At 72.4% G+C, this 21,280-nt stretch carries 23 protein-coding genes; 5 read left to right on the top strand and 18 right to left on the bottom strand.

Features of this window, described 5'->3' with window-relative positions:
- Nucleotides 1-270, bottom strand: a 270-nt coding sequence (locus WMJ97_RS05455) for a translation initiation factor IF-2 N-terminal domain-containing protein (protein WP_347347959.1), incomplete at its 3' end; no start/stop codon positions are given.
- A gap of 143 nt (nt 271-413) precedes the next feature.
- Nucleotides 414-692, bottom strand: a complete 279-nt coding sequence (locus tag WMJ97_RS05450) for a YlxR family protein (RefSeq protein ID WP_347347958.1) — start codon at nt 690-692, stop codon at nt 414-416.
- Nucleotides 693-830: 138 nt separating this feature from the next.
- Between WMJ97_RS05450 and WMJ97_RS05445 the strand changes: the two genes are divergently transcribed.
- A complete protein-coding gene (locus WMJ97_RS05445) occupies nt 831-1,421 on the top strand; it encodes a hypothetical protein (protein WP_347347957.1) in 591 nt (196 codons plus the stop codon).
- Nucleotides 1,422-1,598: 177 nt separating this feature from the next.
- Nucleotides 1,599-2,180: a hypothetical protein gene (locus WMJ97_RS05440; RefSeq protein ID WP_347347956.1), complete on the top strand. Its 582-nt coding sequence runs from the start codon at nt 1,599-1,601 to the stop codon at nt 2,178-2,180.
- Between the two features lie 12 nt (nt 2,181-2,192).
- Here WMJ97_RS05440 and nusA read toward each other — a convergent pair whose 3' ends face one another.
- Complete coding sequence (nusA, locus tag WMJ97_RS05435) at nt 2,193-3,164, bottom strand: transcription termination factor NusA (protein WP_347347955.1); 972 nt, start codon at nt 3,162-3,164, stop codon at nt 2,193-2,195.
- Between the two features lies 1 nt (nt 3,165).
- Entirely contained in the window at nt 3,166-3,660 is a 495-nt protein-coding gene (gene rimP, locus WMJ97_RS05430) for a ribosome maturation factor RimP (RefSeq protein ID WP_347347954.1), read from the bottom strand.
- A gap of 95 nt (nt 3,661-3,755) precedes the next feature.
- Here rimP and WMJ97_RS05425 point away from each other — a divergent pair, with 95 nt between their 5' ends.
- A complete protein-coding gene (locus WMJ97_RS05425; RefSeq protein WP_347347953.1) occupies nt 3,756-4,706 on the top strand; it encodes a hypothetical protein in 951 nt (316 codons plus the stop codon).
- Nucleotides 4,707-4,718: 12 nt separating this feature from the next.
- On the opposite strand, the gene WMJ97_RS05420 is transcribed toward WMJ97_RS05425, so the two are convergent.
- From WMJ97_RS05420 to dxr, 6 genes are all read right to left on the bottom strand, one after another.
- Complete coding sequence (locus tag WMJ97_RS05420) at nt 4,719-5,519, bottom strand: TSUP family transporter (protein ID WP_347347952.1); 801 nt, start codon at nt 5,517-5,519, stop codon at nt 4,719-4,721.
- The gene (locus WMJ97_RS05415; RefSeq protein WP_347347951.1) at nt 5,519-7,288 is read right to left on the bottom strand and encodes a proline--tRNA ligase; all 1,770 of its coding nucleotides are present in this window, start codon (nt 7,286-7,288) and stop codon (nt 5,519-5,521) included. Before WMJ97_RS05415 ends, WMJ97_RS05420 begins: the two co-directional genes overlap by 1 nt.
- Before the next feature lie 122 nt (nt 7,289-7,410).
- Nucleotides 7,411-8,238, bottom strand: a complete 828-nt coding sequence (locus WMJ97_RS05410; RefSeq protein ID WP_347347950.1) for a GNAT family N-acetyltransferase — start codon at nt 8,236-8,238, stop codon at nt 7,411-7,413.
- 1 nt (nt 8,239) lies between these two features.
- Entirely contained in the window at nt 8,240-9,382 is a 1,143-nt protein-coding gene (gene ispG / locus WMJ97_RS05405) for a flavodoxin-dependent (E)-4-hydroxy-3-methylbut-2-enyl-diphosphate synthase (protein ID WP_347347949.1), read from the bottom strand.
- 10 nt (nt 9,383-9,392) lie between these two features.
- Complete coding sequence (locus tag WMJ97_RS05400; RefSeq protein ID WP_347347948.1) at nt 9,393-10,676, bottom strand: M50 family metallopeptidase; 1,284 nt, start codon at nt 10,674-10,676, stop codon at nt 9,393-9,395.
- Complete coding sequence (dxr, locus tag WMJ97_RS05395) at nt 10,673-11,827, bottom strand: 1-deoxy-D-xylulose-5-phosphate reductoisomerase (protein ID WP_347347947.1); 1,155 nt, start codon at nt 11,825-11,827, stop codon at nt 10,673-10,675. The genes WMJ97_RS05400 and dxr overlap by 4 nt, the downstream gene beginning before the upstream one ends.
- An 18-nt stretch (nt 11,828-11,845) precedes the next feature.
- Here dxr and WMJ97_RS05390 point away from each other — a divergent pair, with 18 nt between their 5' ends.
- Nucleotides 11,846-12,922, top strand: coding sequence for an LOG family protein (locus WMJ97_RS05390; protein WP_347347946.1), 1,077 nt, complete (start codon nt 11,846-11,848; stop codon nt 12,920-12,922).
- Here WMJ97_RS05390 and WMJ97_RS05385 read toward each other — a convergent pair.
- The 7 genes from WMJ97_RS05385 to rpsB all read right to left on the bottom strand — a co-directional run bounded on the left by WMJ97_RS05385 (nt 12,861) and on the right by rpsB (nt 18,966).
- Complete coding sequence (locus tag WMJ97_RS05385; protein WP_347347945.1) at nt 12,861-13,649, bottom strand: TIGR02206 family membrane protein; 789 nt, start codon at nt 13,647-13,649, stop codon at nt 12,861-12,863. The genes WMJ97_RS05390 and WMJ97_RS05385 overlap by 62 nt on opposite strands.
- A complete protein-coding gene (rlmN, locus tag WMJ97_RS05380) occupies nt 13,650-14,813 on the bottom strand; it encodes a 23S rRNA (adenine(2503)-C(2))-methyltransferase RlmN (RefSeq protein WP_347347961.1) in 1,164 nt (387 codons plus the stop codon).
- Between the two features lie 22 nt (nt 14,814-14,835).
- Nucleotides 14,836-15,747, bottom strand: coding sequence for a phosphatidate cytidylyltransferase (locus tag WMJ97_RS05375; RefSeq protein ID WP_347347944.1), 912 nt, complete (start codon nt 15,745-15,747; stop codon nt 14,836-14,838).
- A complete protein-coding gene (gene frr / locus WMJ97_RS05370; RefSeq protein ID WP_347347960.1) occupies nt 15,748-16,302 on the bottom strand; it encodes a ribosome recycling factor in 555 nt (184 codons plus the stop codon).
- A gap of 34 nt (nt 16,303-16,336) precedes the next feature.
- Entirely contained in the window at nt 16,337-17,050 is a 714-nt protein-coding gene (gene pyrH, locus WMJ97_RS05365) for a UMP kinase (RefSeq protein WP_347347943.1), read from the bottom strand.
- Nucleotides 17,051-17,135: 85 nt separating this feature from the next.
- A complete protein-coding gene (gene tsf / locus WMJ97_RS05360) occupies nt 17,136-17,951 on the bottom strand; it encodes a translation elongation factor Ts (protein WP_347347942.1) in 816 nt (271 codons plus the stop codon).
- Nucleotides 17,952-17,997: 46 nt separating this feature from the next.
- Nucleotides 17,998-18,966, bottom strand: coding sequence for a 30S ribosomal protein S2 (gene rpsB, locus WMJ97_RS05355; RefSeq protein WP_347347941.1), 969 nt, complete (start codon nt 18,964-18,966; stop codon nt 17,998-18,000).
- A gap of 371 nt (nt 18,967-19,337) precedes the next feature.
- Here rpsB and WMJ97_RS05350 point away from each other — a divergent pair, with 371 nt between their 5' ends.
- Nucleotides 19,338-20,321, top strand: a complete 984-nt coding sequence (locus WMJ97_RS05350) for a peptidoglycan DD-metalloendopeptidase family protein (RefSeq protein WP_347347940.1) — start codon at nt 19,338-19,340, stop codon at nt 20,319-20,321.
- 8 nt (nt 20,322-20,329) lie between these two features.
- Here WMJ97_RS05350 and WMJ97_RS05345 read toward each other — a convergent pair whose 3' ends face one another.
- Nucleotides 20,330-21,262, bottom strand: a complete 933-nt coding sequence (locus WMJ97_RS05345; RefSeq protein ID WP_347347939.1) for a tyrosine recombinase XerC — start codon at nt 21,260-21,262, stop codon at nt 20,330-20,332.
- Between the last annotated feature and the right edge of the window lie 18 nt (nt 21,263-21,280).

Below are 21,280 nucleotides of genomic sequence, written 5' to 3'. Positions count from 1 at the left end.
GGTCGGGCGCTGCGGGCGCGCACGGCCCGCAGCGGGACCCGGCGCCGGTGCGGACGGCCGCGCGGTGGCGGGCGTCGCCTTGGCGGGGGCCGACGGGGTGGCGGCGCTACCGCCGCCCTTGACGCGTTCGGTGACGCGACGGACGACCGGCGCCTCGATGGTCGACGAGGCGGACCGGACGAACTCACCCATGTCTTTCAGGGTGTTCAGAAGTTCTTTGCTTTCGAGTCCGAGCTCTTTCGCGAGCTCGTAGACGCGGACCTTGGCCACTACTCTCCTTTTGGCCCGCGTGCTGCGCAGGCCAGTTAGTTCTTGCTCATTTCTGGTTACTCATCGAGTGGTCATGAGCGTTAGCCCACTTTCCTGGTTGTGTTCGCGCACTGCGCGCGAAGCGCAGCGACCAGTCTAGGGGGTCAGGTGCCGTTTTGCCCAAGCGACCGGGCCTGCTCGGGCGCCTCCAGGGCCTCGAGCACCTCCGCGAGCTGGGCGGGCTCCCCCGCGCCGGCTCGCAGCGCGCGCTGAACCGCGCGGGTCTTGCGGGCACGAGCCACGCACCCCGGGTGCAGGTAGGCACCCCGGCCGCCGAGGCGACGGCGGGCGTCCACGGCGAACCGGCCGTCCACGACCACGATGCGCACCAGGTCGGCCTGTTCGGCCTTGCCCCGGCACCCCACGCACGTCCGCTCCGGCATCGACACCCCCTGCGGGCCAGCCTACGCCCGGACGCCGCCCGCGATTGACAGCCTCCGGACAGGTCAACCCCAGCGGCGTCCCAGTTGTTCCCCGGAGGCTGTCAGGACCGGTCCCACGACGAAGAGGAGAACACACGCATGGATCTGTCGAAGAAGGCAGCGATCGGCGCCGGGGCGGCGGTCGTCCTGGTGGGCGGCGGCCTCGGGGTGGCGAACGCGTTCGCCGACACCCCGAGCGCGGCGCCGACGGCGTCCGCGAGCGCGCAGCCGTCCGCCGGAACGGGCAGTTCGCAGGGCGGCGACCGCCACGGCGACAAGGGCGGACGCCACGGGCGCGAGGGCGACCTCGCGGCGAAGCTGGCGTCCAAGCTGGGCCTGAAGGAGGCGGACGTCCAGGCGGCGCTCGAGAAGGCCCGCGAGGCCGGGCGTCCGGAGAAGCCGTCGTCCGGGGCGAGCCCCTCGGCGGGCGCGACGCCCACGCGGCCCGACCCGGCCCAGCGCGAGGCCGCGATGGCGAAGGCCCTCGCGTCCGAGCTGAAGGTGGACGAGGCCAAGGTCACGAAGGCGCTGGACGAGATCCGCGCCGAGCGGGACGCCGCGAGCAAGGCCGACCTGAAGACCCGCCTCGACGAGGCGGTCAAGGCGGGCAAGCTCACCGCGGAGGAGGCCGACGCGGTCGTCAAGGCCGCCGACGCCGGGGTCATCCCCTACGGAGGCGGACGCCGCTAGCCGCCCCGCCGACGCGGGAGCGTCGCGAACCCGCGAGCCCACGGCCCGGACGGACACCCCCGGCCGGGCCGTGGCGCGTCCGGCGATCTCTCAGGCGGCCCACAGGAGGAGATCAGGGTCGTGACAAGGTCGTCCGGCTGAATGGAGGCAGGAAAGCAAACACCACCGGAGGAATCCATGAAGATCGCATCCAAGATCGCGCTCGGCATCGGCGCGACCATCATCGGGGCCGGCGCGGCCCTCGGCGTCTCCAACCTGGCTCAGGCCGCGGATACGACGTCGGCGTCCGGGCAGGCGGGCCAGGCGGCCCCGGGCCAGTCCGGCGGGCAGGGCATGCCGGGGGCCTCGGGCAACACCGGCGCCCAGGGCGGCCCCGGCGGCCAGGGCGCCGGCCGCGGCGCCCCCGCCGAGCTGACGCAGAAGATCGCCACGACGTTCAACCTCGACTCGACCAAGGTCTCCGCAGCCCTGAACAAGGCGTTCGAGTCGGCCCGGTCGACCAACGCCCAGCCCGGCGACATGACCCAGATGGACGCCGCCCTCGCGAAGTCCCTGGCCAGCAGCCTGAACGTCGACGAGTCGAAGCTGCTGACCGTGCTCACCGACGTCCGGACGTCCCTGGAGGCCCAGGGCGGCCCGCAGGGCGGACAGGCGCCCTCGGGCACCCAGGCGGGCACGGCGTCCGGGAACAACGGCAGCGTCGGCAATACCGGGGGGACCGGCAGCGCCGGCGCCCCGAGCGGCCAGGCCAACGGGTAGCCGGCGGCGTCCTCAGTCGGCCTGCGTGTCGGGACGGATGTCGATCCGCCAGCCCGTCAGGCGGGCCGCGAGGCGCGCGTTCTGGCCTTCGCGGCCGATGGCGAGCGAGAGCTGGTAGTCGGGGACGATCACCCGCGCGGCCTTGGCGAACTGGTCGGTGACCGTCACCGAGGAGACCTTGGCGGGCGAGAGCGCCTCCCGGACGAACGTCGCCCCGTCCTCGGAGTAGTCGATGATGTCGATCTTCTCGCCGTTCAGCTCGTTCATCACCGCGCGGACCCGCTGGCCCATCGGGCCGATGCAGGCGCCCTTGGCGGAGACGTTCTTGTCGTTCGAGAGGACGGCGATCTTGGTGCGGTGGCCCGACTCGCGGGCCACCGCCTTGATCTCGACGACGCCCGACTCGATCTCGGGCACCTCCAGGCGGAACAGCCGCTGGACGAGGTTCGGGTGGGTCCGGGAGACCACGATCTGAGGGCCGCGCGTCTCGCGCCGCACCGACACGACGTACACCCGCAGCCGCATGCCGTGGGTGTACTTCTCCCCCGGCACCTGCTCGGCCAGCGGCATGATCGCCTCGATCGGGCCGAGGTCGACCCGGACGGTCTTCGAATCCCGGTCCTGCTGGACGACGCCGGTCACGATGTCGCCCTCCTTGGCGGAGAACTGGCCGAACTTCTGCTCGTCTTCGGCCTCGCGGAGCCGCTGGAAGATCACCTGCCGGGCCGTCGCCGCCGCGACGCGCCCGAAGCCCTCCGGCGTGTCCTCGAACTCGCCGACGACGTTGCCCTCCTCGTCGCGCTCGGGCGCCAGCACCGACACGCGGCCGGTCTTGCGGTCGAGCGCCACGCGCGCCCCCGCCTTCGCCTGGGGGGTCTTCTCGTAGGCGTTGCGCAGCGCCTCCTCCAGCGCGCGGATCAGCACCTCCAGGCTGATGCCCTTGTCGCGCTCGATCGCGCGCAGGGCTTGCATGTCGATGTCCATGTCATTCCTCCTCGTCGCCGTCACCGGCGTCCTCATCGGGGCGGTTCAGCTCCACCTGAACCACCGCCTTGCTGATGTCCGACAGCGCGACGGTGCGCGACGCGCCGTCGATGTCGATCTCCACCTCGTCTGGTGAGGACGCGACGATGCGTCCGGTGGTCTTCTCCCCGCCCGCCAGCGTGAGCGCGACGAGGCGTCCGATGTTGCGGCGGTAGTGCTTCGCCTCCGCCAGGGGCCGCGAGACGCCGCGGCTCGACACCTCGAGCGTGTAGGGGGCGTTGCCGGACGCCGCCGAGGCGTCCAGCGCGGCCGAGACGGCCCGCGTCGCCTCGGCGATCTCGTCGAGGCTCGGCCCGCGGCCCTGCGGCCCGTCGCCGTCGAGGCTGATGCGCAGCAGCGTGCGCTTGCCGGCCCGCATGGTCTCGATGCGGTCGACCTCGAGCCCGAGGCCCTCGACCACCGGGGTCACGACGCTGGCGATGGCGTTCTCTTTCACGGCGTGCCTCCTGCGGCGGTTCGATTGTGCGGTTCTGCTGTGTCGATCGGTTTTCTTCAGGCATCATAGTCGGCCCCTGCGATAGGTTCGGCCTCGTGCTGAGCCGTCGACGAGTCGTCCGGGCGGGGTTGGGCATGCTGGCGGTGGGTGCGCTCGGCGGGTGCGGGCAGATTCCCCCCGGCCAGAGCGTCGACCCCCGCACGGCGTCCCCCACCCCCACGAAGGCCACCCGGACGCCGTACGTGGCATCCGACGAACAGGCCGCGCGCCTGCGCTCCCTCCAGGCCACGCTCCAGGCGTCCCGCGCCAGCGTGTCGGCGTGGAAGGGGACGCCCGCGCAGGCGTCCGCGCTCGACTGGGCGATCGGGGTCGCCGCCGAGCAGCGGGGCGCCCTCGGCGTGGTCGCCGGGCCGAGCCCGACGCCCGCCGCCGGGTCGGTGCCGGCGGCGTCCGTGAAGAAGCAGTTGGACGCCGACGCGGCCTACTATCGCGGGCTGGCGTCCGGCGGGCAGCAGCCCTCGGCGGCGCTGTGGGCCGCGATGGCCGCGTGGTGCCAGATCGCCGGGGCCGCCGTGACGGCCGGCAACGTGCGCGTGCAGGCGCTCGGGCAGGGGCGGGCGACGCTGCCGGCGTCCGCGGCGCCGCAGGACGCCGGAAACGACGCCCTTGCCGCCTGCCATCAGGTGGTGTACGGGCTGCCGGTCGCGATCTCGGTGGGGGGCTGGTCGAAGCCCGACCTCGAGGCGGTGGGCGTCCGGCTGAACGCCTGGGCGAACCTGCGCGACGCCCTGGTCGACGCGATCACGAGCCTGCCGGGCACCCCGATCGCGCCCCAGCCTTACTACCAGCTCAAGGCGCCGGCGTCCGCGGCGGCGGCCCGCGGCGTCGTGGGCGGCCTGCAGGCCGCCGCGCTGCCCCACCTGGCCGTGGCGCTGGATTCGGGGCCGGCGTCCGTGCGGCCCACCCTCGCGGCGGCGGTCGGGCAGATCACCTACGACCTCACCCGCTGGGGGACGCCGGTGCCCCGCTGGCCCGGTCTCAGCTGAGCCCGCGCCGGCTCAGGCGCCGCGCACCATCGCGACGGTGTCCCAGCCGAGCTTGAGCGCCAGCGCGGCGACCACGACCAGGAACACGCGCCGGACGAAAGAGTTGCCGCGGCTCACGGCCGTCCGCGAGCCGATGATGCCCCCGGCCAGGTTGCCGACCGCCATCGGCAGCGCGACCGACCACCAGATGTTGCCCCCGGCCGCGAACAGCCCGACGGCGGCCAGGTTGGTCGTCAGGTTCGCGAACTTCGCCAGCGTCGTCGCCGCGAGGAACTCATACCCCAGGACGCCCACGAGCAGGATCAGGAAGAACGTGCCGGTGCCGGGCCCGATGAAGCCGTCCCACAAGCCGACCGCCAGCCCGATGCCGCACAGCCGCAGCGTCGCCGCGCGGCCGGTGAACCGCACGTGCGACGCGAGCCCCAGCTCGGGCCGCCGCCACGTGTAGACGCCGACCAGCAGGATCACCGCGAGCACGATCGGGGTGAACTGATTCCGGTCGAGCAGGTGCGTGAGCCGCGCCCCGGACGCCGACCCGATGGCCGAACAGACCACCAGCGGCACGACCGACGACCACCGGACGCCGAGACTGCCCAGGTAGGTCAGCGCCGCGGACGCCGTCCCGCAGGCCGAGGGCACCTTGTTCGTGCCGGAGATCGTCGGGACGGAGGCCGACGCCGGCAGCCCGATCAGCAGCGCGGGCAACTGGATGAGCCCGCCACCCCCGACGATCGCGTCGACCCAGCCGGCGGCGAAGGCGGCCGCGACCAGGGCCGCGAGGGTCGCCCACCCGATGCCCGGGTCGAACGGCATCAGGACCGCACGGCCTGCAACACCCGCGCCAGCGCCTCCTCGGACGCCACGTTCTCGCGCTCCCCGGACGCCCGGTCGCGCACCTCGACGACCCCGTCGGCCAGCCCGCGGCCGACGACGACGGTGGTGGGCATGCCGAGCAGCTCGGCGTCCGCGAACTTCACGCCGGGGCTGGCCTTGCGGTCGTCCAGGAGCACCTCGACGCCCTCGCCGGCGAGCTGCTCGGCGAGCTGCTCGGCGAACGCGGCGACGGCGGCGTCCTTGCCCGTGGCGACGATGTGCACGTCGAACGGGGCGACGGCCCGCGGCCACGCGAGGCCCTTGTCGTCGGACGTGTTCTCGGCCACCGCGGCGACCGCGCGCGAGCAGCCGATGCCGTAGGAGCCCATCGTGACGGTCACGAGCTTGCCGTTCGCGTCGAGCACCTTGAGCCCGAGCGACTCGGCGTACTTGCGGCCGAGCTGGAAGATGTGGCCCATCTCGATGCCGCGGGCCAGCGTCAGGGGGCCCGAGCCGTCGGGGGCGGGGTCGCCCGCGCGGATCTCGGCGACGTCGAGGAAGCCGTCGGGCGTGAAGTCGCGGCCGCAGACCAGGTCGAACACGTGGCGTCCCGGCTCGTTCGCGCCGGTCACCCAGCGCGATCCCGGCACGACGGCCGGATCGACGAGGTACCGGACGCGACCGGGGGCGTCCTCGCGGCCGCCGAGCCCGAGCGAGGTCGGCCCGATGTAGCCCTTGACGAGGGTGGGGTTCACCGCGAAGTCCTCGTCGGTGAACGGCTCCACCTCGGCGGGCGAGACGGCCGCCTCGAGGCGCTTGAGGTCGACCTCCCGGTCGCCCGGCAGGCCGACGGCGAGCGGACGCCGCGTCCCGTCGGGGTAGGTCAGCCGGAAGATCACGTTCTTCAGCGTGTCGGCCGCCGCCCAGGGGCGGTCGTCGCGCGGGAACCGCGCGTTCGCGAGGTCGACGAGCGACTCGATCGTAGGCGAGTCCGGCGTGTCCTCCACGTGCGCGGCAGGGGCGTCCGAGGCGTCCTGCTCGGTCGCGGGCGGCCGGACGACCGCCTCGACGTTCGCCGCGTACCCACCCGGGCTCATCACGAACGTGTCTTCGCCGAAGTCGGCGACCGCGAGGAACTCCTCGGATGCCGACCCGCCCATCGCCCCGGACGTCGCCTTGACGATCACGTAGTCGAGCCCGAGCCGGTCGAAGATCTTGATGTAGGCCCCGCGGTGGGCGTCGTAGGACGCCTGCAGCCCGGCGTCGTCGACGTCGAAGCTGTAGGAGTCCTTCATGATGAACTCGCGCCCGCGCAGCAGGCCGGCGCGGGGACGCGCCTCGTCGCGGTACTTGGTCTGGATCTGGTAGAGCGCGAGCGGCAGATCCTTGTAGCTGGAGTACATGTCTTTGACGGCGAGGGTGAACATCTCCTCGTGCGTCGGCCCCAGCAGCAGGTCGGCGCCCTTGCGGTCTTTCAGCCGGAAGAGGTTGGGGCCGTACTCGGTCCAGCGGTTCGTCGCCTCGTAGGGCTCGCGCGGCAGCAGCGCCGGGAAGCGCATCTCCTGGGCGCCGATCGCGTCCATCTCCTCCCGCACGATCTGCTCGACCTTCTGCAGTACCCGCAGGCCGAGCGGCAGCCAGGTGTACATGCCGGGCGCGACGCGACGGATGTAGCCGGCGCGCACGAGCCACCGGTGGCTCGGCACCTCGGCGTCCGCCGGATCATCGCGCAGGGTACGAACGAACAGTTTCGACATGCGGGTCAACACGGTCCCCAAGCCTAGTGGGCGCGGCGGCTTCCCTCGTCGGCGTCCGGACGCCGTGGCGCCGGCCGGGATCGCTCGCCCCACCGGACCACGGCGACGGGTCTCCCGCCCGGCGGTCGGGCGAGTCAGTACAGGATCGTGGTGAACGTGCCCCGCTCGGTGTACCCGCACCGGCGATACGTCGCGATCGCGGGGGCGTTGAAGTCGTTCACGTAGAGCGAGGCCGTGCGGCCGGCGTCCACGATCGCGTTCGTCACCGACGCCATCGCGGGGACGGCGAGGCCCTGGCCGCGGTTCTCGGGATTCACCCACACCCCCTGCACCTGCGCGACTCCCCCGCCGACGGCACCCAGGTCGGCCTTGAAGAGCACCCGCCCGTTCTCGACGATGCCGAACGCGCGCCCGTCGGCGATCAGCCGCTGCACGTAGCGGCGGTAGCCGACGGGGTTGGTGACGAGCGGGTCCTCCTGCAGTTCGTCGGTGTACATGTGGACGGCCGCCGCGAAGTACCCGTCGAAGTCGGCCAGGCCGATCCGGCGTACGCGCGGGTCGGCGTCCACCGGCGCGCGCCGCTCGGTCGCCATCACCGGCTGCCGCTGCCGCACGACCCGGGCGCGCGCGTAGGCGGGGCCCCACCGCAAACACAACGCCTTCCACAGCGGCGTCACCTCGTCGCTGCGGCCCACGATCGCGCTGAAGCTGCGGTGCGCCCCCATCGACCGGACGAATGCCGCGCGCGCCTCGTCGTCGGTGCCGACCGGCACGAGGTTCGCGCCGACGTGCAGCAACGCCCGGACGTCGTGCCCGGGGTACCCCCACAGCTCCCCGCCGGCGATGCCGCTCAGCAGGCCGGCGTCCACGCGGGACGCCACGAACACGTTGCGGACCGGATCGCTGGCGAGCAGCTCACGGACCCTCCCGACGTCGCTGTCGCCGAGAACCCGGGCGTCCACCTCAGGGAGTGACGACCTGGGGCGAGCCGACCTCGTCGGTGTCGGCCGCGAGGCGATTGGCCTCCTCGATGAGGGTCTGGACGATCTCGCTCTCGGGGACCGTCTTGATGACCTCCCCCTTGATGAAGATCTGGCCCTTGCCGTTGCCGGCGGCCACGCCGAGGTCGGCCTCGCGGGCCTCGCCCGGGCCGTTCACCACGCACCCCATGACGGCGATGCGCAGCGGGGCCGTCAGCCCCTCGAGCCCGTCGGTGACCTCGTTCGCCAGGCCCCAGATATCCACCTGCGCGCGCCCGCAGCCCGGGCAGGAGACGATCTCCATCTGCCGCTGCCGCAGGTTCAGCGCCTCCAGGATCTTCTGGCCGACCTTCACCTCCTCCACCGGCGGGGCCGACAGCGACACGCGGATCGTGTCGCCGATGCCCTCGGCGAGCAGGATGCCGAACGCGGCCGAGCTTTTGATCGTGCCCTGGAACGCCGGCCCGGCCTCGGTGACGCCGAGGTGCAGCGGGTAGTCGCACGCGGCGCTCAGCTGCCGGTAGGCGTTCACCATCACGACCGGGTCGTGGTGCTTCACCGAGATCTTGAAATCGCGGAAGCCGACCTCCTCAAACAGGGACGCCTCCCACAGCGCCGACTCGACCATCGCCTCGGCGGTCGGGCCGCCGTGCTTGGCGAGCAGCCGCTTGTCGAGCGAACCGGCGTTCACGCCGATGCGGATCGAGACGCCCGCGTCCGTCGCCGCCTTCGCGATCTGGGCCACCTGGTCGTCGAAGGCCCGGATGTTGCCGGGGTTCACCCGGACGGCCGCGCAGCCGGCGTCGATGGCCGCGAAGACGTACTTCGGCTGGAAGTGGATGTCGGCGATCACCGGGATCGCGGACTTCTTCGCGATGATGTGCAGGACGTCCGCGTCATCCTGGCTCGGCACCGCCACCCGGACGATGTCGCAGCCCGTCGCCGTCAGTTCGGCGATCTGCTGCAGCGTCGCGTTGATGTCGGTGGTCTTCGTGGTGGTCATCGACTGCACCGAGATCGGGGCGTCGCCACCGACCTTCACCTTGCCGACGCTGATCTGGCGGGTCGGCCTGCGCGGCGCGAGCACCGGCACCGGTGCGGCCGGCATTCCGAGATTGACGGTCATCGTGCTCCTATCAGAACAGTTTCATGGGCGAGAAGATGTCGGCCACGATCAGCGCCACGCCGCACACCAGCAGGAAGCCGGCCACGACGTAGGCGACGGGCACCATCTTGGCAGTGTCGGCCGGGCCGGGATCGGGTTTCCCGCGTAGCCTCGCGAGCCATCGCCGGACCGAATCGTACAACGCCCCGGCGACGTGGCCCCCGTCGAGCGGGGGCAGGGGGACCAGATTGAACAGGGCCAGGAACAGGTTCACCGAGGCGAGCAGGCTCGCGAACATCGCGACCCGGTCGCCGAGGGACGCCCCCTCCAGCCCGATCGCCTCGCCGGCCACCGCGCTCGCGCCGACGATGCTCATCGGCCCATAGATGTCGCGCGGACGCCCCGTCGCCATGTCGGCCACGACGTTGTAGACCTTCACCGGGAACTGGGCCAGCGCGACCACCGACATCGCGGACGCCCGCCCCATGTCTTTCGCCACGGCGACCGGGCCCTCGTGCACGCGCACCACCTCGGGCCGTACGCCGAGCCAGCCGGCCGGCACGCGGCGGCTGGGGTCGAGCGAATCGGGCAACCCGGTGATGATCGTGTGCACCGTCGGCAACTGCTGCCGGACACCGCCCCGCTCCACCGTCAGCGTCGCCGTGCGGTCGAGGTTGGCCCGGATGAGGCCCGAGAGCTGGTCGTAGTCGGCGATCGGCGTCCCGTTGAAGCCGACGATGCGGTCGCCGGCGCGCAGGCCGGCCTGCGCGGCCGGGGACGGCGGGTCGGTGGGCCGGCACGTCGTGTCCTGCCGTGCGGTGGTGATCACGCACTGCTGGACGCCGGCGACCGTGAGCTGCTGGCGGTAGTTGCCGTGGATGCCGGCGACGGCCCACAGCAGGAAGAACGCGATGAGCAGGTTCATCGTGATGCCGCCCGCCATCACGATGAGCTTCTGCCACAGGGGCTTCTCGTAGAAGAGGCGCCCCTCGTGCTCGGGGCTGATGTCGTCGCGTTCGACCTCGCGCGCCCCGTCGGCGACCCGCTGCAGCCACGTGTCCTTCGCGCCCTCGCGGTGCGGCGGGTACATGCCGAGCAGCTGGACGAACCCGCCCAGCGGGAACAGCTTTACGCCGTACTCGGTCTCGCCGCGCTTCGTCGACCACAGGGTCTTGCCGAAGCCGACGAAATACTTGGGGACGGCGATGCCGAAGAGCTTCGCGGGCAGCATGTGGCCGATCTCGTGCAGGGCCACCGAGGCCATCAGCAGCGCGAAGAAGATCAGCGCGAAGACGACCGTGACGACGCCGGTCACGCGGCCCCCGTCAGCTCGGCCGCCCGGACGCGCGCCCACGCGTCGGCGCCGAGCACGGCGTCCACGCTCAAGGCGTCCGTGGGGACGTGCCCGTCGGCGAGATGTTGCTCTACCACGGCGTCCACGGTATCCACGATGCCAAGGAACGACAGACGGCCGGCGCAGAAGGCGTCCACGCAGACCTCGTTGGCCGCGTTGAAGACGGCCGGCGCGGAGCCGCCGGCCTTGCCGCAGCGCCGGGCGAGCTCGACCGCACCGAAGGCGTCCGCATCGAGGGGCTCGAAGTGCCAGTCGCGGGGCTGCGACCAGTCGTAGGCGGGGGCCGCGTCCGGCAGGCGGTCGGGCCAGGTGAGGCCGAGCGCGATGGGCAGGCGCATGTCGGGCGGGCTGCACTGCGCGATCGTCGCGCCGTCGCAGAACTCGACCATCGAGTGCACGTCGGACGTCGGGTGGACGACGACCGTGATCGCGTCGAGATCGACGTCGTAGAGCAGCCCGGCCTCCAGCAACTCGAGGCCCTTGTTGACCAGCGTCGCGGAGTTGATGGTGATCACGCGGCCCATGTTCCAGGTCGGGTGGGCCATCGCCTGCTCGGGGGTCACGTCGGCCAGCTCGGCCCGGCTGCGGCCGCGGAACGGCCCCCCGGACGCCGTCAGGATCAGCCGCCGCACCTCCCCCTTCGCGCCGGCGCGCAGAGCCTGGGCGAACGCGGAGTGCTCCGAGTCGACGGCCACGAGCTGGCCGGGGGCGGCGGCGTCCATGACGAGGCGTCCGCCGATGACCAGCGACTCCTTGTTGGCCAGCGCCAGCGACGCGCCCGCGGCCAGCGCGGCGAGCGTGGGCCGCAGCCCGGCGGCGCCCGTGATGCCGTTGAGCACCGTGTCGGCGGGCCGGGCGGCCAGCTGCTCGTTGCCGCCGGCCCCCAGCACCTCGACGCCCGCGACCTGCGGACGCAGCCGCGCGGCCGCCTCGTCGGTGCCGACGGCCACCGCCTCGGGGGCGAACTCGGCGACCTGGGCGGCGAGCAGGTCGAGCTGGGAACCGCCCGCCGACAGCGCGACCACCCGGAAGCGGTCGGGGTTGCGGCGGATCACGTCCAGCGCCTGGGTGCCGATGGAGCCGGTGGAGCCAAGGATCACGACGTCACGCACGGGGGCTAGTCTCTCACCATGCGTCCGGAAATCGAGACCCTGGCGGAGCTGGACGCCGTCGTGGCGGCCCGCGGATCGCTCGCCGACTGCGTCATTCAGTCGCTCGACCTCTCCCGGCGCGGCCCCCTGCTGCGGCGGGTGGACGTGACCGGGGCGGTGTTCCTCGGCTGCCGGCTCGCGGACGCCGACGCCCAATCCGTCGCCGCGCGCCGGGCCGTGGTGTTCCCGCGGCTGCCCGAAGTGCCGTTCAACGCCTACCGCCCGGCGCTCTACACCCCCGCCGAGCTGTACGCCGGGCTCGACCGCGGCTACCCCGCGACGCCCGACGGGCGCGTCTACGCCTGGACACTCCAGGAGCGCTCGCGGCTGCTGGACGCCACGCTCGCCCAGTCGCTGCACGACCACTTCATCACCGATGCCCTGGAGGAGGCGGTGCCCGACCCGGCCCGCGTCGTCGGCGTGATGGGCGGGCACGCGCTGCTGCGCGGCTCCCCCGCCTACCGCCGGGCGGCCGAGCTGGGCGCGGCGCTGGCCGAGGAGGGGCGTCTGGTCGTCACGGGCGGCGGGCCGGGCGCCATGGAGGCGGCGAACCTCGGCGCGTTCCTCGGCCGCGACCGCGGCGCCTTGGACGCCGCCTGCGCCGCGTTGGGCGCCGTCTCCGACTTCCACGGGGCGATCGAGGCGTGGGCGTCCGCCGGGCTCGCGACCCGCGCCGCCGCCGGCGAGGGACGCCCGACGCTCGGCGTCCCGACGTGGTTCTACGGCCACGAGCCGCCCAACGTCTTCGCGACCCAGATCGCGAAGTACTTCGACAACGCGATCAGGGAGGACGCCCTGGTCCGGCTGTGCGGCGCCGGCATCGTGTTCGTGGAGGGGGCGGCGGGCACGGTGCAGGAGATCTTCCAGGCCGTGACGCGCAACTACTACGCCGCCGAGGCGGCGCAGTTGCGGCCGCTGGTGCTGCTGGGCCACGAGTACTGGACGCGGACCGTCCCCGTCTGGCCCCTGCTGCGCGGCCTGGCCCGCGGGCGGCTCATGGCGCCGCAGTTGCACCTGGTCGACTCGGTCCCGGACGCCCTCGCCGCCCTGGCGTGAGCGGGCCGCGGCGGGCGGCCGCGGCGTCCCGGATCGCCCATGGTAGGTAGAAGAGCACGAACGCGACCACGGCCAGGCCGGCCAGGTAGGGCAGGTACCCCGGCCACCCGGGCAGGACGTCGAGCAGGCTCTTCGTCGCGGGCTTGCGGCTCAGGAACAGGTAGTTGCTGCCGACGCCGGAGTTCACCCCGAACACGACGACCGCGTAACAGGCCAGCACCGTCAGCGCCCGCCGGAGGGACGCCCACGTCGGGCGGAAGCCCTCCACCGCCGTGAACCAGACGGCCGTCGCGACGATCAGGCCGTGCGTCACGAAGAACTGGACGAACCGGTAGTGCGGAAACCCGTACGGCCCGATGTCGGGGGTCACGAGCGCCTGCGTGGCGCCGGCGAGCCCCCAGAAGTACGACAGCTCGTACAGCCGCCGGCTGCGCGTCAGCAGCAGGAACCCGCTGAGCCACACCAGCACGGAGCACAGGTGAAGCGGCAGCATCTCCCGGGGCGTCCAGGTGCCGCAGGCGAGCCGCCAGGAGTGGTAGCTGAGCTCGGTGCCCCACAGCGCGACGACGATGCCCCACCGGACGCGGCGGCGTCCGGCCTCGCCGAGGCGGCGGCCCCCGACGGCGAGGCCGACGACGACCGCCGCGAGCACCGCGAGCGCGGCCAGGTGCGGCCCGGAGAAGGTGACGAAGCGCCCGCCTGCGTAGTCGCGGGCGAAGACGTCCATTCAGGCCTCGGACGCCGCGAGCTGCCCGCAGGCGCCGTCGATCTCGCGGCCGCGCGTGTCGCGGACCGTCACGGCCACGTGCCGCGCCTCGAGCCGCCGGACGAACGCGGCCTCGTCTTCGCGGCGCGACGCGGTCCACTTCGAGCCGGGCGTCGGGTTCAGCGGGATCAGGTTCACGTGCACCCAGCCCGTCCCTCGGCCGTGGCCGACGAGGACGTCGGCGAGGGCGTCCGCGCGCCAGGACTGATCGTTGATGTCGCGGATGAGGGCGTACTCGATCGAGACGCGGCGTCCGGTGGCCTCGAAGTAGTCGTGCGCGGCCTCGACCGCCTCGCCGACGTCGAAGCGTGTGTTGATGGGCACGATCTCGTCGCGCAGTTCGTCGTCGGGCGCGTGCAGGCTGACGGCCAGCGTCAGCGGCAGCCCCTCGGTAGCGAGCTGCCGGATGCGCGGCACGAGCCCGACCGTCGAGACCGTGATGCCGCGGGCGGACATGCCCATGTCGTCCGTCATCGTCCGGATCGATCGCATGAGCGCCTTGTAGTTCGCCATCGGCTCGCCCATGCCCATGAACACCACGTTGTTGAGGTGCCCGACCTCCTTCGCGGCCGCCGTCACCTGGGCGACGATCTCGCCCGCCGACAGGTTGCGCTGCAGCCCGCCCTGGCCGGTCGCGCAGAACGGACAGGCCATGCCGCAGCCGGCCTGGCTCGACACGCACAGGGTGGAGCGGCGGCGTCCGGACCCGCTCGCCGGGACGCCGGGCACGCCGTACTGCATGAGCACCGACTCGACCAGCGAGCCGTCGTGCAGGCGCCACAGGGTCTTCGTCGTCGTGCCGGAGTCGGTGGACAGCGCGCGCACCGGCGTCAGCAGGGTCGGGAAGAAGCGCTCCGCGACGTCGGCGCGGAGCCCCTGGGGCAGGTCGGTCCAGGACGCCGGATCGTCCGACGCCCCCGCGAAATAGTGGTGCGAGAGCTGGGACGCCCGGAATTTCGGCCAGCCCGCCTCGACAACGGCGGCGACGCGCTCGTCGGGGGCGAGGTCGGCCCAGTGGCGCGGCGGCTTGCCGCGACGCCGCGCGGCGAATTGCAGCGGCAGCGTGCGCCCACGCCGGGCGTGGGCGTCCAGTTCGTCGGCGAGCGCCCGCTCTTCGTCGGTCATTCCCTCGGTCACGGCGGCGAGATTACCCGCCCGGGATCAGCAGATACATGACGAGCCAGGCCGGCGCGGCGGCGACGAGGAGCGAGTCGAGCCGATCCATCACGCCGCCGTGGCCGGGCAGGATCGAACTCATGTCTTTGATGCCCACGTCGCGCTTGATCGAGCTCTCGATGAGATCGCCGCAGGTGCCGAAGAACACCATCGCGGCACCGATCAGGACGCCGACCCACCACGGCGCCCCGAGCGCGAACACGCACATGAGGACGCCGACGACGATCGAGAGCACCATCGACCCGACGAAGCCCTCCCACGTCTTCTTCGGGCTGATCTTCGGCGCCATGGGGTGCTTGCCGAAGAGGACGCCCGCGATGTAGCCGCCCGTGTCGTTGCCCACCACGCACAGCAGGAACGTCACCATGCGCGCCGACCCGTTCTCCCCCGCCAGGATCAACGCGGTGAACGAGCCGAGCAGCGCGATGTAGCCGATGATGAAGACGGACGCCGCCGCGTCCCGCACGAAGCCCTCATGCCCGCGCGGGAACCGGACGATCAGCGAGGCCAGCACGGTCGCCCCCAGGTACATGAGCAGCACCGAGTGCCAGGGCATGTGCCACCACGTGGCCCGGACGGCCGCCGCGTACGTGCCCACGATCATGGCGACGGTGCCGATCACGATGGGGACGATCGCGGCGTTCATGCCGATGCGCCGCAGCGCCTGATGCACCTCGATCGAGCCCAGGCTCAGCGCGAGCGCGACGAGCAGGATGAAGCCCCAGTGCCACCACACCAGCGTCACGACGACGTAGACCACCGCCGCGACGCCCACGGCGATCGCGGCGGGCAGGTCGCGGCCGGCCGAGCGCCTCCGCCCCGTCGGCGGGGGGACCGGCTGGGTGTCGCCCGCGGGCGTCGCCGGCTCACCGGGAGCGGTCATTCAGACCTCCAGCAGTTCGGCTTCCTTGGTCTTGAGCAACTTGTCGATCTCCTCGACGTACTTCTTGGTGAGGGTGTCGAGTTGCTTCTCGGCGCGGACCACATCGTCCTCCCCCACCTCCTTGTCTTTCTCCAGCTTCTTCAGCCCGTCGACGGCGTGCCGGCGGTTCGCGCGCACGGAGACGCGGCCCTCTTCGGCCTTGGTGCGGGTGACCTTCACGTACTCCTTACGCCGCTCTTCGGTGAGCTGGGGCATGACGATGCGCAACACCTTGCCGTCGTTGGCCGGGTTGACGCCGAGGTCGGAATCGCGGATGGCCTTCTCGATCGCGCTCATGGAGCTCGGGTCGAACGGCGCGATCAGCACGACGCGCGCCTCGGGCACCTGGAACGTGGCCAACTGCTGGATCGGCGTCGGGGTGCCGTAGTAGTCGGCGTTGAGCTTGCTGAACATGGCCGGGTGCGCCCGGCCGGTGCGGATGGCACCGAACTCCTCGACAGTGTGCGCCACCGCAGACTGCATCTTCTGCTCGGCGGTCTTCAGGATGTCGGCGATCACGGTGATCTCCCTTTCTGGTTGCTGGCCGGCCTCAGGCGTGGACCGTCGTGCCGATCTTCTCACCCGAGACAACCCGGGCGATATTGCCCTGCACTCCGAGGTCGAAGAACACCATGGGCAGCTTGTTGTCGCGCGCGAGGCTGATCGCCGTGGCGTCGGCGACCTTGAGGTTCTGGTTCAGGAACTCGTCGTAGGTCAGTTCGTCGTAGCGGCGGGCGTCGCGGTGCGTCTGGGGGTCGCTGTCGTACACGCCGTCGGTGCCCTGCTTGGCCATGAGGAGCACCTCGGCCTGCACCTCGAGGGCACGCTGGGCGGCGACGGTGTCGGTGGAGAAGAAGGGCATGCCGGAGCCGGCGCCGAAAATCACGACGCGGCCCTTCTCCAGGTGGCGCACCGCGCGCAACGGGATGTACGGCTCGGCGACCTGGCCCATGGTGATGGCGGTCTGCACCCGCGTCGGGACGCCCCGCTGCTCGAGGAAGTCTTGCAGGGCCAGGCAGTTCATGACCGTGCCCAGCATGCCCATGTAGTCGGCCCGCCGGCGCTCCATGCCCCGCTGCTGCAGTTCGGCCCCGCGGAAGAAGTTGCCGCCCCCCGTGACGACGGCGACCTGGACACCCTGCTCGACGACGGTGCCGATGTCGGACGCGATGCGGGTGACCACGTCAGGGTCGACGCCGACCCTGCCGCCCCCGAACGCCTCACCGGACAGTTTCAACAGCACGCGACGGTAGGGGCTCGGCATGGGGGGATCTCCTCAATCAGTGACAGTGCGCCGCGACCCCGGGGGCCGCGGCGCACTTCACTCTAGTAGATGCGTCGGACGAAACTCACGCGCCGGCGGAGAAGCGGGCGAACCGCTTCACCGTGACGCCGTTGTCCTTCAGCAGCTGGCGGACGGTCTTCTTGTCGTCGGAGACCGAGGGCTGCTCGATGAGGCAAACCTCCTTGTAGAAGGAGTTCAGGCGGCCGTCGACGATGCGCGGGATGATCTTCTCGGGCTTCCCCTCCTCCTTCGCGGTCAGCTCGGCGACGTGGCGCTCCTTCTCCACGACGTCGGCCGGGACCTCGTCGCGGGTCACCCAGCGCGGGCTCATCGCGGCGATCTGCATGCAGATGCTCCGGACGAACTCGTCGGCGCCCTCGCCCGTGTACTCGACGAGCACGCCGACCTGCGGCGGCAGGTCCTGGCTGCGGCGGTGGAGGTAGAGCGCGACCGGCTCGTCGTAGTGCACGGCGGCGGCCAGTTCCAGCTTCTCGCCGATCTTCGCGGACAGCTCACCGACGGCGTCCGCGACCGTCTTGCCGGACGCCAGCGTGGCGGCCTTCGCGGCCTCCACGTCGGCCGCACCGGCAGCGTCCACGGCCTCGACGATCTGGTCGGCGAGGGCGGTGAACTCGGCGTTCTTGGCGACGAAGTCGGTCTCGGCGCCGAGCTGGATGAGCGTGGTGCCCTTGCCGGCGACGAGGCCGTTGCTGGCCTCGCGGTCGGAGCGCTGGGACACCTTCGCGGCGCCCGAGACGCGCAGCAGCTCGGTGGCGGCCTCGAAGTCGCCGTTGGCCTCGGTGAGGGCCTTCTTGGCGTCCATCATTCCGGCGCCGGTCTGGTCGCGCAGCTTCTTCACATCAGCGGCAGTGATAGCCATGGTTGCTTCCCGTTCTTGTGGTCGGATCGCGCGTGCTCGCGCGGGATTACTTGGCTTCGGTCTCGGACGCCGCGGCCTCGGCCGCGGCGGCACCCTCGGGCGCGCCGGCCGACTCGGCAGCAGCCTCGGCCGCTGGATCCTGCTCCAGGGCGGCGGTCTCGGCCGCGGCGCCCTCGACCTGGTCGGCGAGCTGGTTGCCCTGCGCGTCGGACCCCTCGACGGCCTCCGCCTCGGAGGTCGTCTGCTCGACCGCGGCCGCGCCCAGGAGCTCGCGCTCCCAGTCGGCCATCGGCTCGGCGGTCTCGCCGGCCTGAGCGTTGCCCTGCGAGCGGGCCAGCAGGCCCTCGGCGGCGGCGTCGGCCACGATGCGGGTCAGCAGCGCCACGGAGCGGATCGCGTCGTCGTTGCCGGGGATGGCGTAGTCGACCTCGTCGGGATCGCAGTTCGTGTCGAGGATGCCGACGATCGGGATGCGCAGCTTGCGCGCCTCGTCGATGGCCAGGTGCTCCTTCTTGGTGTCGACCACCCAGATCGCCTGGGGCAGCTTGCCCATGTCGCGGATGCCGCCGAGGGTCTTCTCCAGCTTCTCCTTCTTGCGCTCCTCGCCGAGGAGCTCCTTCTTGGTGAGGCCGGACGCGGCGACGTTGGTGAAGTCGATGGCCTCGAGCTCCTTCATCTTGCCGATGCGCTTGGAGATCGTGCCGAAGTTGGTGAGCATGCCGCCCAGCCAGCGCTGGTTCACGTACGGCATGCCGACGCGCGTGGCCTGCTCGGCGATGGCCTCCTGGGCCTGCTTCTTGGTGCCGACGAACAGGATCTGGCCGCCGCGGGCGACGGTCTCCCGGACGAACTTGTAGGCGTTGTCGATGTAGGTGAGCGACTGCTGCAGGTCGATGATGTAGATGCCGTTGCGCTCGCTGAAGATGAACTTCTTCATCTTCGGGTTCCAACGACGGGTCTGGTGCCCGAAGTGGACACCGGCCTCGAGCAGCTGACGCGTGGTGACGACGGCCATGGCCGTTCCTTTCTGCGCAGCGGACGCCTCGCGCACGCGCGAGCGGCCCACCGCTGTGGGTTGTTCGAGCCGAAACCTTCGGCCCGCCTGATGCGGACGCCGAGCCCCGCCCCTTGCGGGGACCACGGAGCCGGCCCACCTGGGTGGTAAGACCGCATGCGAAGTCGACCCGGATCGGCCGGGCCGCTGAGGGCATTCTACGGCCCTGGTGGGCCTCGCTTCAAAACGCCGTGACGGCCCAGGACGCCCCCGGCCCCGGCGCGCGACAGCGGAGGGACGCGGGCGGGGCTCTTCTCGGCCCGCCGAGGCGGTCGAAACCCTGCTGACAAGCGGTGACACGGCCTCCCCATAGTGATGGGTGAGGAGGTGTCATGGGCAGAGTACAGAGGGGGGCGGCCGCGTGGGCGCTGGCGACGGCCCTGGCGGCGGGGGCGCTGGTCGCCGGGGCGCCGGCGGCGTCGGGGCTGGCGGGCACGGCGCCCGTGCCCGGGCGGGTGGCGCGGAGCTTCGACCCGCCCGAGTTGCGCTGGGGGGTCGGGCACCGCGGGGTCGATCTGCTAGCGGGCCCCGGGGGTGCGGTCCGGGCGCCGGCGGCGGGGGTCATCACGTTCGCGGGGGTGCTCGCCGGGCGGGGCGTCGTCGTGGTGAGCCACGGCGAGCTGCGCACGACGTTGGAGCCGGTGGAGGCGTCCGTGCGGGTCGGGCAGTCGGTGACGGCGGGGCAGGTGGTGGGGCGGCTGGCGTCCGGGCATTCCTGCCCCGGCGGGCAGTGCCTCCACTGGGGGCTCAAGCGGGGCGAGGAGTACCTCGATCCGCTGAGCCTGCTGTCGGGGGCGCAGGTGCGACTGCTGCCGGACGCGGCGGCCGCCCGCGCCCGGGCGCGGGCCGAGCTGCGGCTGGCCAGACAGATGCTGGAGGCGGCGGCCGAGATGCCGGCGGTGGGGGCGACGCGGTCGTCCGGGGGGCCGTTGGCGCGCCCGGTGAGCGCCGCGGTGGGTTCGCGCTTCGGCATGCGGTTGCATCCGATCTTCAAGGTGTGGCGGCTGCACGCGGGGGTCGACATGGGCGCGCGCTGCGGCTCGCCGATCAGGGCGGCAGCCGACGGGGTCGTGTCGCACATGGGCTACGACTCCTCCGGTGGGTGGCGGCTGGTCGTCGACCACGCCCCGCGGGGCGGCGCGTCGCTCAGCACGAGCTACCTGCACGCCCAGGGGTACGGGGTGCGGGCCGGCGAACGCGTGCGCCGCGGGCAGGTCGTCGGCTGGGTCGGCAGCACGGGGTGGAGCACGGCGTGCCACCTGCACTTCGGCACGAAGCTGGGCGGCAAAGCCGTCGACCCGCAGGGGCTGTGGTGAGGGGGCCCCTACGCCCGCGGGTGGGCCTGGCGGAAGGCGTCCCGCAGTCGTTCGTTGGTCACGTGGGTGTAGATCTGCGTGGTCGCGAGCGAGGAGTGGCCGAGCATCTCCTGCACGCTGCGCAGGTCTGCGCCGCCCTCGAGCAGGTGGGTCGCCATGGCGTGGCGCAGCCCGTGGGGGCCGAGGTCGGGGGCGTCCGGGACGGCGGCGAGAGCCGCGTGCACCACCCTGCGGACGACGCGCTGGTCGATCCGCGCGCCCCGGCGCCCGACGAAGACGGCGTCCTCGGCGGGGGCGGCGAGCAATGGGCGGGCGTCCAGCCAGGCCTCGAGCGCCCGCCGGGCCGGGCCGCCGAGCGGCACGGAGCGCTCCTTGTCGCCCTTGCCGCGCACCCGGACGAGGCCGCGCTCCCAATCCACGGACGCCTCCGTCAGCCCGCACAGCTCCGACACCCGCATGCCGCTGCTGTACAGCATCTCCACGATCGCGCTGTCGCGCAGGGCGATCGCGACGTCGGCGTCCGTGTCCGCGTCGGCCACGCGGGCGTCCAGGTGCGCGAAGAGCTCCGTGGCGACGCCGCGGTCGAGCGTCGGCGGCAGCGCGCGGGCCGGCTTGGGTGAGCGCAACCCGGACGCCGGGTTGCCCGGAAGCGCGCCCGTCCGGGACGCCCACGCGAAGAACACCCGCGCGGCCGTCGCCCGCCGCGACAGGGACGCCCGCTCGGCTCCGCGCTCGTGCTGGCCGGCGAGCCAGCGGCGCAGCGTCCGCAGGTCGACGCCCGTCCACGCGGTGACGCCCTCCCCCAACGCGAACCAGGCCAGGTCCGCCAGGTCCCCCTCGTACGCCCGGACGGTGTGCGGCGACAGGTGCCGCTCGGCGTCCAGGTGGACACGGTACGAGCGCAGCAGGGCCCCGAACGGGTCGGGCAGCGTCTCGGTCACGCTCCTCAGCGTGCCAGA

This window comes from Nigerium sp. (assembly GCF_039811905.1).
In the GTDB taxonomy this organism is placed as follows: domain Bacteria; phylum Actinomycetota; class Actinomycetes; order Propionibacteriales; family Propionibacteriaceae; genus Propioniciclava.
This window is presented reverse-complemented; position numbering and strand designations above follow the sequence as displayed.